The organism is Occallatibacter sp. (assembly GCF_049802275.1).
GTDB lineage: Bacteria > Acidobacteriota > Terriglobia > Terriglobales > Acidobacteriaceae > Telmatobacter.
Window position 1 is genome coordinate 1 of record NZ_JBARMD010000336.1, and the last position, 11,190, is coordinate 11,190.

Here is an 11,190-nt window from a genome sequence, read left to right on the forward strand (position 1 = left end):
GCCGCAGTCTGTGCACCCGCCACCATTGCCAGTGAGAGTGCAGCTCCGGTAAGTAACTGAAGAATGATGTGACTCGACTTAGTATTTATCGACACGAATCCTCCTAGACATGATTGAGATATGACCCGGATGAAGATTTTCCCTGCGAGAAGTGAGTTGTTGACTCAATCTCTTTGGTACGGACTACCGTTCAGTCAGGCCATGCCGGGACGCTTCGGGGATGCGACCTCGTCTTGGCAAAGATTGTGAAGTCATGCGCATCGAGCGCTGCTCCCTCTCTTGAATGCATCGCTGCGGCTTAACACTAGTAATGCAAACGATCCATAAAGAAGAGATCAAGATTAAAGAAAGAAACTCTATATTTGCCTGCGCGACGCGCCGCAAAGCTCGAATTGACGCGGCTTTGCATGAGCTTCGATTGCGCCCGAGAATTTGCTCCAGTACGCTCCTGCGCATAAAAATCAAATCAGGAACTGTTAATATCTAAAAACAATCTCCCCGCAGACGATGCCAGTCCACCTGGTAAGAAAGGTGCACGTGGGGAATTCTCTCTGAAGGCCGGAGCATGTTCGACTGAGATCGACGCGCAGGTTTCAGAGGAACAACTTTTTCTCGAGCCGCAGAGACCCAAATTGTTCGTATACGGCGCGCATCTTTTGCGCTGATCACACTGCCGAGGTGACACAACCTCATGGCATTCGACGGAAAGGTTGGTCGCCGGTTGTCAGGAACCTACATCCCTCTCCGTGCCGCGTTTGCAGGCCGACGCTCGCGTGGCTCCGGTCTGCGGGTACTCCTGTTCTCCACCGAATGCGCGCTAGGCATTACCTCCGTAGCGTTGGTAGGAGTCTTCGCGCACTGGCTGCAGTGGCTGCTTCCCGTAGCAGTCTTGCTTTACTTGTTGATCATTGTGCCGACAGCTCTCTGGTGCGGATTCTGGCAGGCTGTAATCGTTTCGCTCTCGGCAGTTTTGGTGCAGAGCTACTTCGGAGCACGGCAGGTCAGGTTGAATCCGGCGGTGAATTCGGCCGGTGCAATCACGCTTGTTGCATTCATCTTGACCGCGCTCGTCATCAGCCGACTCTCAGCACGCGTCACCGAGCACGCGCGCGCGACCGATTCGTGGGGCGGCCAGATGCAGGACCTCTACGAGTTCACGCGGCGCACACTTCAGATGAACCTGCACGTGGAACCGGGCGCCCAACTCGCCGAGCTGGTACACGAAATTTTCGCGCTCGAGGCCGTCGTCATATTTGACGCGGATCTCCACGAGATCTACCAGGCCGGTTATTGGAACGTTGATCCCCAGGAACTTGCGCAGAACGTCTACTACTTCGAAACCACAGACGACGACCCTGAAACCGGCATCGCGCGGCGCGTGGTCCGGCTGGGAACGGTTCCCATCGGCTCGGTTGTGCTGCGCGGTGAAACGAGCCCGCTGACGAACAACGCTATTGCTTCCTTGATTGCGGTTACATTCGACCGCTACCGCGCCTTCGCGAACGAAAGCCGCATCGAAACTGAGCGCCAGACAGAACAGCTTCGTTCCACGGTGCTCGACTCGCTGGCACATGAGTACAAGACTCCGCTTACGGCCATTCGTGCTGCCTCCACAGGACTCAACGAGATGGGCAAGCTCTCCCCGGGCCAGAGCGAGTTGGTGTCCTTGATCAATGAACAGGCAGACTTGTTGAACGATCTCACAACGCGCCTGCTCACGACCGCTCGCCTCGATGCAGGCGAAGTTACCGTGCACGCCATACCCGTAGGCGTTGCCTCGCTGCTCGATGAGGTTGTCGCGAGTCTCAGTGACCGGCTGGCCTCGATGAAGGTGGCAATTGATTTGCCTGATGACAGCCTGGTACTGTGCTGCGATCGGCGCCTGATGACCATGTTGTTATCGCAATACATCGACAACGCTTGTAAATATGCAATCTACGGCACCACCATCACCATTCGCGCGGTTCAGTCCAAAGCTGAAGTGATCTTCTCGGTACACAGCTTCGGTCCCGTCATTCCCATCGCCGACCGTGAGCGCATCTTCGATCGCTACTATCGCTCTTCAACTTCATCCAATCGCGCATCGGGCACGGGAATTGGCTTGTCGGTGGCCAAGCGTGCCGCGACAATTCACGATGGACACGTCTGGGTCACCAGCGATCAGGATGAAGGCAACACGTTTTATGCGGCCATACCATCCCAGGCACGAAAGAGGGAATCGTAATGAACCAGCCTGCTATTCGCATTCTGATTGTCGATGATGAACCTGCGATCCGTCGTGCACTTCGCCCGCCCCTCGCGGAACTTGGTTTCCAGTTCGGCGAAGCGTCGCGCGGAGAAGAGGCGCTGCAGTTGCTCCATTCCACTCAATACGATGTGGTGCTCCTCGACATCAACATGCCCGGCATCGGCGGAATTGAGACACTGCGCCGCATACGCGCCTTTGCACCGCGGCTGCCCGTGCTGATGCTCACGGTGCGCGATGCCGAAGAACAAAAGGTCGAGGCGCTTGAGCTTGGCGCCGATGACTACGTTACCAAGCCCTTCAGCATGCGCGAGCTCATCGCCCGCATTCGCACCGCGGTGCGCAGGGTTCACGCGCCTGCTCGTGCCGAAGATGCGCCCATCGAGATTGGGGAGATTCTTCTCAATCCGGCCAAGCGCAGCGTGACCAAGCGCGGCCAGGCCGTCCACCTCACGCGCAAGGAGTTCGACATTCTCTATTGCCTCATGAGCCGGGCGGGACGCGTTGTCTCGTATGCCAAGCTGCTCACGGCCGTCTGGGGAGCGGACTGTCGCGAAGAGGTTGAGTATCTGCGCACCTTCGTCCGACAGCTCCGCAAGAAGATTGAAGACGACCCATCGAAGCCCATCTACCTCCTGACGGATGTATACGTTGGCTATCGCTTCGCCGACCAGCAAATGCTCCAGGCGGAATCCGCAGAAGCCACGATCGCTCAAAATCAGGACTCTCAGGAAATTTCAGAAAACGCGACCCAGGCTTCTCCGTCCATGCCAGAAGACCTGTAGCCTTGAAAACGCACAGCTAAATTCTCTGATAGGCGGACTCAGTTCCCATGCAATAATGGCCTGACTTTTCGAGAACGAACGTGACCACACCAATTGCCATAGTCCTGCTTGGGACGAAGATCGACTTCTTCCCGGTGTTTGTCCTCGCTTGTATTGTTTTGATCGGCCTTGTTCAGGTCGGAGTCAACAGTTGGCCAGACTGGGTCAAATGGTGGGAAGAGAAATGGGCCCGCGATTGGCCGATGGTTCCTGCGGTAATCGACCTCGTGACGACCGCTACCTGGGAGCAGGACGAATCGCTCGCGGGAGGCGGCCCCCCGACTCCGACGATCTACGAGCACAAGGCGTTGCTCACTTACTCGTATCGCAATCCAGAACCGCAGTCGGGCGATTACTCTCGCTCCTTTGGATCGGACGATGACGCGAAGGACTGGGCAGACTCATGCAAAGGCCTCAAGGTGATGGTGCGTGTGGACCCGAGGAATTCGGCGCGCTCGGTGCTGCGCGCGGAGGATATCGACGCCGCACTCACACAGAAACCAGCCACCGGCGCCCAGTAGCCGAGGCCAGAGACCGAGCACGCTACAGCCTGCTGCGCCGTCGGTCGAGAAGAGCTGAACGGTTGCGAGCCTTTTCGATCCTTTGGGGCGTATCACGCCAATGAAGAAGTAAGCCCGTTTTTGGTTACTTTAGCCTTGCCGGTGATTCGCGTGCAATCCTGCCCGCTGCCTATCGGTCCTAAGGTTATAAGCTCTCTAAAACGCCCCAAATGGACGACTGAGGAGATGTAAATGCTAAAAAGAGTCTTGATTCAAAGTTCGATTGTGCTCGCTGGGATCCTAGTCTTGATGTCCCTTGCATATTGGCATTCAATGCAAGTGAGCCGGCTCTTTGACGAAGCAATGCATCGCGACATTCAGCAATTTTCAAATACCCTGGCGCAAAGCGGGGCTACCAAAGAGCAGGCGCAGGCGATGGTCAGTGTCCTGAACGATGTGAATCACCATACGCTCAGCTATGTTTCGAGCGAAAGCGATTTCGTCATCGGGACGATGGCGTCAACGGCGATCCTTGTCATGGCCGCCGTACTCGGCGTGGCCGCAAGAACTACCAGCGGAGGCAGTTCCGTTAAATAATTCAGAGTTGCAAGTCTGGACCGGATCGGCCAGCCAATTGCCGCCGCTGCCCCTCCCCACGAAATAGCCTCGAATTCACTTCGGCTCAGCTGAGCGAGGTTAATGTCCCAGAAGTAGAGCACGATGGCCCAGATCGACAGAGCGGCTGTCAGGCCGAGAAAGATGGTCGCGCCTCGGCCCAGCATGGTTCGTTCTATTTCTTAGTCGGAAAACATGGCTGAATAGTTGGCAGACATTATGCGCTTTACGATTCGGTCGCACCAAACAGCGAATACGAAGATCGCTAGAGCTGCAGGTAAAAGATGCGGACTTCTTGAGCTCTGGTCGAGTCACCGTCCACGCGGAAGTCTCAAATCGCCGATGGTTCTGTTTGCCATGAAAACAGCGCTTTTCGACTGACTTCATGGGCAACACGATCAATTTTTGGGCAAGAGCTTGGAGTTTACGATGCAGTGCCAACCTGCCCTGTCGGATTCAATCCGCGCCTAATCGCAGTAGGATTCGCTGCTATCGCGGTGTCTGACATTCGGTGAGTATTTAAATCTTCAGCCAAAATTGAACAATATATCCGAAAGATGTATCTTATAGATATGTCAGGTCTCAATTCCACTTCGTATGCGATCCTGGGCGGTCTCTCTGTTCAGCCAAACCTCTCCGGGTACGACATGCGCAAGGGCATCCAGAACAGCATCGGGTATTTTTGGGGTGAGAGCTACGGCCAGATTTATCCGGCGCTCAAGCGGCTGGCAAACGAAGGTCTGATCGTGCCGACCAATTCCTCAACGAATGGGCGCAAGCGCCGCCAGACCTACGTGATCACCGACGCGGGTCGCACGGCACTCCGCCAGTGGCTTGCTTTGCCTTTTTACAACGAGCCCCCGCGCAATGAATTTCTACTCAAACTGTTCTTCGGCCATGTGGCAGGGCCGGGTGTAGCCGCGGTGCACCTGCGCGACTTGAACGACCGCAACCGGCGAATGCTTGATGTGCTGACGAAGATTGAAGCCTCGGTGCCTCCGCAGCAGTCGGCCAACCCTCACTTGCCCTACTGGATGCTGACCCTGGGCCTGGGGAAGGCTCTGACCTGCGCCGCCCTCGAGTGGGGCGAGAAGGCACTGGCTGCGCTCACGGCCCATGAAGCTTCTGCCGCTGGATCGCCGCAACCGCCTGCAGCGCGTCCACAACCACCGGTAACGCGCACCAGAAAAACATCCACGTCTTCCCACAAGCCAATCCGCGGTAAGCGCGGCACCACGAGGTCAGAAAGAAAAGTCTCAAAATGAAAGCAATCTCGAGTACTCTCCGCCGCCGGCAGATTGTCGCCTGGGGAATTGTCTCGATCTTCATTCTCGGTTTCTTCACGCCCGTGGGCGTTTGGACCGGTCCGGTGCTGAGCACCTGGCTTGCGGGGACGCAACGCGTGTGGCGTGGATTCGTATTGATGATTGGGTTCGCACTATTGTTCGGCTTGCCGCACCTGGTGCATGGTCTCCTGCACGGCAGCTCCGGTACCGCGCCCGCGTACATGGGCTGGACGATGGCTGCCATGGTGTTGAGCACTCTTCCTTTTACTTTTCACCGGTTGGTGAGCCCATGGTTGCCAGGATGGTTTTCAACTCTTCCATTGCCGATGTTTGGCGTCCTTTTCGCGACGATTGCGAACGCATGGTTGCCGGCCGGCTTCGCGACCGGTCAAGGCGAGAAACTGAGTCTGCAACTCCAGCCTCTTGGCTTCTTGTTTGGACGCGGCGCACCAGTGTTCCTGACCTACTGGTTTGCGGCAACGCTCATGTGGGTGTGGTATCACGAGTCTCGCGCCGCAAGAATCCGGCAGGGGGTGAGTCTACTTGGCACGGTATGCGTGCTGGCCGCAGGTCTCGCTGGTCTTCGAACGATAAGCAGCGCTGCGCTTGCATCAATCTTGCCAGAGACGAGTTACGCCTGGTTCTGTTTTGCAGCGGCAATTGTATTAAGCGGCTGGGCGCTGTTCATAGCTCTGAAGGACCGAGGTTGGGAATGCCGGCCTGAAACGCTGCGCATTCTGCAAAGCCCGGCCACAGGCAAGGCGTTGCAGCTTGTCGGCCGGGGTCGCAGTCAGTCGCTGGTCACGTCCGCCGGTGAGCGGTTTCCTATTCGCAACCACATCCCGGACCTGCGCCTTCCCAGCGATATGAGCGGCGACAATCAAAAATACAATCGCCTCTATGAGACGATCGGCGGCTTTTATGACGATATACAGCGCGTTGTGTGTGCGTGCAGTGCCATGGATGGCGACGCGTATGTGAGGAGCTACATGAGCCCGCTCGAAGTCAAGGCGGGAGATTCGGTTCTGGAGACCTCGGTCGGCACGGGCCTCAACTTCAAATACCTGCCGGCGGGTGTGTCGCTCACTGGCATCGATCTCTCGCGTGAGATGCTGGCCAAATGCATGACTAACCTGCGCCGGTGGGGACTCCAGGGCGATCTCTTTCTGGGCAATGCCGAGTGTTTGCCGTTTGCTGACGAGAGTTTCGATGTGGTCTTTCATGTGGGCGGCATCAACTTTTTCAACGATCGCGCCAAGGCAATTCGCGAGATGATTCGCGTCGCCAAACCGGGTAGCAAAATTCTGATTGCCGACGAGACCGAAGAGCATGTGAAGGACTTGTATGAACGCGGACCAATCACCAGCGCCTTCTTCAAGAACCGCAAGGAACCGGTGACCGCTCCGGTCGACCTGGTCCCGCCGGAGATGTTGGAGACCCATCTCGAGTTTTTGAAGCCTATGGGGAAGAACAGATTTTACGCGCTCAGATTCCGCAAACCTTGGGTGAGAGGCGAGCCAGTGAAGCCGGAGATAATGGCGGTTGAGATGGTTAGCTAATTAGACGAACTCGCCACAGTTTTCCAAACTGTGACGAATGTCGTGGCTAGGGGAAAGCAACCAGGCCTTCAGGCCCCTACGCTTCATCTCTTGGTCAGAATTCAACGGCTGTCTGGGAAGAGGTGGGAAGGCACTCTTCTTGAGAAGAAGGACTTTAAGTATTTCCTGGCAAGCGCAAACTGATTTCTTAGGCAAAGCCGGGGTACCCCTGGTCCAAAACCGGTACTGACCGGGCGCTTCCTGACATATTGAACCGGGGAGATTTCTTACGCTGAGGGCCTTACTCGTCGTAGTGCAGCAGGCTGAAGACGTCGTACTCCTTGAAGCGGTCACGCCCCTTCAGGAAGTCGAGTTCCACCGCAAATGCCAGCCCGGCGATCTCTCCACCGAGCTGCTTCACCAGCTTCACGGTGGCCTCCATCGTGCCTCCCGTCGCCAGCAGGTCGTCGACCAGCACAACGCGCTGCCCCGGCTCGATGGCGTCTGTATGGATTTCGAGGGTGTCCGACCCATATTCAAGGTCGTAGGTGACACGTGCGACAGGTGCAGGCAGCTTGCGAGGTTTGCGCACAGGAACGAACCCGGCATTCAGCCGATAGGCGAGCGCCGGGCCAAAGATGAAGCCGCGGGCCTCGATGCCCAGCACAAGATCGATATTGTGCTCAATGTAGTGGGCGGCGAGCAAGTCGATCAGCTTGGCGAAGCCGGTTTTGTCTTTCAGCAGCGTCGTGATGTCGTAAAAGAGGATCCCTGGCTTGGGAAAATCAGGTACAGTGCGCACCAGCGCCTTCAGGTCTTCCACGTCAATGGGCTTGATTGCTTCGGGCATGCGTTCGCTCGCTCCTCGAGTCTTGTTCAAGCCGCAGCTTGATGGAAATGCGGAAGTGCACCAGCAAGGTTGTCAGGTTTGCTTCCCTACAGATTATAGAGGACCAGCGGTCAGTAAACAGTGGGCGGTGAACAGTGAACCGGAGATCAGCGAGATAGTGTCAAAGAGTGCCCGTTTCTGACCTCTGATCACTGTTCACTACAAGTGCGCGAAGCGCTTCACCAAGCGCCTTCAATACGGAACGCATTCAGGCTTTTGGCTTCGCTCTCGTCGAGGTAGTGCTCGATGAGGCGATCCACACGGCTGCCGCGCGGGCCCTGGCGAAGACTCTTGCGCAGCTCGGCAAGATCTTCGGTGCTGCCCGCGGCTACCACTTCAACGTCGCCGTCTTCAGTGTTTCGCACCCAGCCGCGGAGATCGAGCTCACTGGCCTCGCGATGAACGAACCAGCGGAAGCCCACGCCCTGCACGCGACCTTGAATTAAGAAGTGGAGAACCATAATGGCAAAAGCCAGTGTTTCAAAACTGGCGCGGGGTGTGCAACCATCGCCGCGTGAGTGCGTTGAACAGCGGAGAGCGTTGAGGATCATCGCTCTTCCAGCAGTTGCCTCAAACGGCGCAGTGCCACGCAGATTGTGTTTCGCTCCTTCTCGGTGGCACGTGCGAGGGCGGATAGGAGCGGACCCCGATTCAGTTTTGGAATGCGCTCCCGCACAAATTTGCGAACCGGAGCGGTGGGATGGATGCAACTCACGCGTCCGTCATTTGGATCTGGCCGGCGTTCAATTAAGCCGCGCTTTTCAAGCCGATCGACGATGCCGCTGACTGTGGAGTGCGCCAGGCTCACAGCGCGGCTTAGATCGCGCAGACTGATGCCTTCGCTCCGCACCACTTCACGCATCACAGCGGTCTGCGGCGCTGTAAGCTCGCCCTTGGCCACTTCGGCATCCAGAGGACGGCGTAGCGCCTGTCGAATGGCGCCCAGGTCTCGTTCCATCTTCTCTGCCTGTGCGCCAAGTTCCGGATCGGCGTTCGAGCCTTCGTGCTCAACCATGAACAACCCTCATCAAGCGTCTCACAGAAGACCGGGAATGAGTGCCTTTACGCGTTGTCGATAACGCGGATAAGCATCGGGAAATGCCTGCATCATCAGCTTTTCTTCCTGGCCGATTTTGGCGGCGAAGCCCGACACGATCAGCGCAAGGCCAAGGATGCAGCGCCACTCGGCAAATGCCAGAGCAGTCCCGACCGAGGCCAGCAGCAGGCCAGTGTAGATAGGGTGGCGGGCAAGAGAATAGGGGCCGGAAACTATGAGTTCGTGGCCGGCTTTGACAGTGGCGCGACCGCTCCAATTCCTACCGAGGGCGATGCGCGCCCATATGGCGAAAAGACAGCCGCCGATGGTGAGAATCAGGCCGGCGATCTGAAGGCCTTGACTGGGAGCGAGAAAGTCTTCGCCTAACCATCCTGCGCTGAAGAGGGTGCTCCCCAGGAGGGTGAACCCGAGAAGGATGACCGCCATATGAAAGAGTCGGGATCCGGTCGCCTGTGAGAGAACAGTGCGCTTGGTGAAGGCCAAGCCAGCCAGCCAAACCAGGCCGAGTGCTTCCCAGACGTAGCCGATCACTGAAAGAGCTGTTGCATGTGCCATATTCGACCTCCCGCCGCATATCGTCGCATACGATACGTCGTATACGACATATATTGCCTTTGACTCTTGAATGTGTCAAGCGATTTCGATTCAAACGCCTCTTCTCACGGCCTTATCAGCGGCCGGCGCTGCAACTGCACAGGCGAAATGAACAAGCCCCACCGCTCATTGCCCCTCGCGCTACACTGGTTTCACCCATGGTCTTCGTTCTCGATAATTACGACTCCTTCACCTACAACCTTGTTCAGTACCTGGGTGAGCTAGGAGCCGACGTTGAGGTCCGGCGTAACGACGAACTGACGGTAGAAGAGGTGGAAGCGCTGAAACCCGAGCGCATTCTGCTTTCGCCGGGACCCTGCACGCCGGCAGACGCCGGGATCCTCGTTCCGCTGATCCGGCACATGGCGGGCAAGATCCCGATTTTCGGCGTCTGCCTCGGGCATCAGGCGATTGGAGAGGCATTCGGCGGGCAGGTGGTACGCGCGCATAGCCTGATGCACGGCAAGACCAGCAAAGTGGATCACGATGGCAAGGGGGTCTTTTCCGGATTGCCCACACCGCTCACGTGCACTCGCTATCACTCCTTGATCGTGGCCGAAGAATCGCTGCCAAAGGAGTTGGTAGTTACCGCCCGCACGCCTGAGGCCCACGGTACCGGCAAGCAGGGCGGGTCTGTCATCATGGGGCTGCGCCACCGCACCTTGCCTGTGGAGGGCGTTCAGTTCCACCCCGAATCCGTATTGACCGAAGGCGGGCACCAGATGATCCGCAACTTCCTGGAAATGTAGGCGCAATGCACGATTCGCAAAGGCCCTCGAGGCAGATGTTGCGCTGGATTCTTGCGATGGGCGCGGCTTGCGTAGCAACCGCTGCCTGGGCGCAATCGCCCCAATCGCAGCCTACCCCTTCGACGCAGGCACCTCAGCCATCGCCCGCGGTTCCTTCGCAAACGCAACAGGCTCCGAGTGTTCCTCCAGCACAGACGCAGTCGTCTGTGCCAGTCGCGTCTCCACAGAATGAAGTGCAGTACGGGCCTACTCAATCGGGGCCGCTCGCAATCGTCCCACTCGATAGCAAGGATCCTGGAAGCGCCGCCATGGTGACAGGTGCGCTGCAGGTGGCGAATGGAAGAGCGATGATCGCGACCAATGGAGCTATCACGTCGGGCACGAATACGACGGAGGTGACCTTGCCGCGGCGTGGTGTTCTGCGTGTGTGTGCTGCGACTACAGTGAAGCTGGCGGCGGATGCGAGCGTACCGCAGGGAGAAGTGCCCGGTCTGATGATGGTGATCGATCACGGTGCGATTGAGGCGAGCTTCGCCGCTGGGCGCAACTCTGATGTTTTGCTAACGCCGGATTTCCGCATCCTGATTGGAGCGCCGGGTTCGGCGGATGTGAAGGTGCGCCTTGGTCAGCATGGCGATACCTGCGTCGATAATGCCGGCGTGAATGCGCCTTACGTGCTGGTGACGAGTGTCTTTGATGGCGGAATCTATCGTGTGCAGCCGGGACAGCGCGTGATGTTCCAGCACGGCAGCGTCTTTGCGGTCGTGGATCAGGAGAAGGAATCCTGCGGTTGTCCGGCGCCGGTGCACCCCAACAGCAATGAATTTCCCGAGGCACAGAGCGCAGGCTTGGTGCCGCTGGCACCTCCCGGGCCTGCGGGTGCAGTTCCTGGC

The 11,190-nt window shown here is 57.5% G+C and carries 11 protein-coding genes and 1 pseudogene; 8 read left to right on the top strand and 4 right to left on the bottom strand.

The genetic code is table 11. The features are described from left to right. Positions 1-691: 691 nt before the first annotated feature. The 6 genes from WA354_RS11710 to WA354_RS11735 all read left to right on the top strand — a co-directional run bounded on the left by WA354_RS11710 (position 692) and on the right by WA354_RS11735 (position 7,029). The gene (locus WA354_RS11710) at positions 692-2,224 is read left to right on the top strand and encodes a sensor histidine kinase (protein WP_472813194.1); all 1,533 of its coding nucleotides are present in this window, start codon (positions 692-694) and stop codon (positions 2,222-2,224) included. After that, complete coding sequence (locus WA354_RS11715; protein ID WP_472813195.1) at positions 2,224-3,030, top strand: response regulator transcription factor; 807 nt, start codon at positions 2,224-2,226, stop codon at positions 3,028-3,030. Before WA354_RS11710 ends, WA354_RS11715 begins: the two co-directional genes overlap by 1 nt. 80 nt (positions 3,031-3,110) lie before the next feature. After that, the gene (locus tag WA354_RS11720; RefSeq protein ID WP_472813196.1) at positions 3,111-3,590 is read left to right on the top strand and encodes a hypothetical protein; all 480 of its coding nucleotides are present in this window, start codon (positions 3,111-3,113) and stop codon (positions 3,588-3,590) included. A 312-nt stretch (positions 3,591-3,902) separates the two neighbouring features. Continuing rightward, positions 3,903-4,166 (top strand): hypothetical protein, encoded by a 264-nt coding sequence (locus WA354_RS11725; RefSeq protein WP_472813197.1) that lies wholly within the window; start codon positions 3,903-3,905, stop codon positions 4,164-4,166. Between the two features lie 590 nt (positions 4,167-4,756). After that, complete coding sequence (locus WA354_RS11730; RefSeq protein ID WP_472813198.1) at positions 4,757-5,449, top strand: PadR family transcriptional regulator; 693 nt, start codon at positions 4,757-4,759, stop codon at positions 5,447-5,449. Beyond that, the gene (locus tag WA354_RS11735; protein ID WP_472813199.1) at positions 5,446-7,029 is read left to right on the top strand and encodes a methyltransferase domain-containing protein; all 1,584 of its coding nucleotides are present in this window, start codon (positions 5,446-5,448) and stop codon (positions 7,027-7,029) included. Before WA354_RS11730 ends, WA354_RS11735 begins: the two co-directional genes overlap by 4 nt. A 280-nt stretch (positions 7,030-7,309) precedes the next feature. On the opposite strand, the gene WA354_RS11740 is transcribed toward WA354_RS11735, so the two are convergent. The 4 genes from WA354_RS11740 to WA354_RS11755 all read right to left on the bottom strand — a co-directional run bounded on the left by WA354_RS11740 (position 7,310) and on the right by WA354_RS11755 (position 9,509). Next, a complete protein-coding gene (locus WA354_RS11740) occupies positions 7,310-7,858 on the bottom strand; it encodes an adenine phosphoribosyltransferase (RefSeq protein ID WP_472813200.1) in 549 nt (182 codons plus the stop codon). A gap of 218 nt (positions 7,859-8,076) precedes the next feature. Further along, positions 8,077-8,448: an acylphosphatase gene (locus WA354_RS11745; RefSeq protein WP_472813201.1), complete on the bottom strand. Its 372-nt coding sequence runs from the start codon at positions 8,446-8,448 to the stop codon at positions 8,077-8,079. Continuing rightward, complete coding sequence (locus WA354_RS11750; protein ID WP_472813202.1) at positions 8,445-8,912, bottom strand: MarR family winged helix-turn-helix transcriptional regulator; 468 nt, start codon at positions 8,910-8,912, stop codon at positions 8,445-8,447. Before WA354_RS11750 ends, WA354_RS11745 begins: the two co-directional genes overlap by 4 nt. 21 nt (positions 8,913-8,933) lie before the next feature. Beyond that, positions 8,934-9,509, bottom strand: coding sequence for a methyltransferase family protein (locus tag WA354_RS11755; protein ID WP_472813203.1), 576 nt, complete (start codon positions 9,507-9,509; stop codon positions 8,934-8,936). A 197-nt stretch (positions 9,510-9,706) separates the two neighbouring features. Between WA354_RS11755 and WA354_RS11760 the strand changes: the two genes are divergently transcribed. Next, positions 9,707-10,297 carry an anthranilate synthase component II gene (locus tag WA354_RS11760; protein ID WP_472813204.1) on the top strand — a complete coding sequence of 197 codons (591 nt, stop codon included), beginning with the start codon at positions 9,707-9,709 and terminating at the stop codon, positions 10,295-10,297. 5 nt (positions 10,298-10,302) lie between these two features. Beyond that, a pseudogene (locus WA354_RS11765) lies at positions 10,303-11,190 on the top strand (hypothetical protein); the annotation flags it as partial.

Coding starts and splice junctions, on each gene's coding strand:
- WA354_RS11735 (WP_472813199.1), top strand. CDS start 5,446: ATGAAAGCAATCTCGAGTACTCTCCGCCGCCGGCAGATTGTCGCCTGG.
- WA354_RS11715 (WP_472813195.1), top strand. CDS start 2,224: ATGAACCAGCCTGCTATTCGCATTCTGATTGTCGATGATGAACCTGCG.
- WA354_RS11750 (WP_472813202.1), bottom strand. CDS start 8,912: ATGGTTGAGCACGAAGGCTCGAACGCCGATCCGGAACTTGGCGCACAG.
- WA354_RS11760 (WP_472813204.1), top strand. CDS start 9,707: ATGGTCTTCGTTCTCGATAATTACGACTCCTTCACCTACAACCTTGTT.
- WA354_RS11730 (WP_472813198.1), top strand. CDS start 4,757: ATGTCAGGTCTCAATTCCACTTCGTATGCGATCCTGGGCGGTCTCTCT.
- WA354_RS11740 (WP_472813200.1), bottom strand. CDS start 7,858: ATGCCCGAAGCAATCAAGCCCATTGACGTGGAAGACCTGAAGGCGCTG.
- WA354_RS11710 (WP_472813194.1), top strand. CDS start 692: ATGGCATTCGACGGAAAGGTTGGTCGCCGGTTGTCAGGAACCTACATC.
- WA354_RS11745 (WP_472813201.1), bottom strand. CDS start 8,448: ATGATCCTCAACGCTCTCCGCTGTTCAACGCACTCACGCGGCGATGGT.
- WA354_RS11725 (WP_472813197.1), top strand. CDS start 3,903: ATGCAAGTGAGCCGGCTCTTTGACGAAGCAATGCATCGCGACATTCAG.
- WA354_RS11755 (WP_472813203.1), bottom strand. CDS start 9,509: ATGGCACATGCAACAGCTCTTTCAGTGATCGGCTACGTCTGGGAAGCA.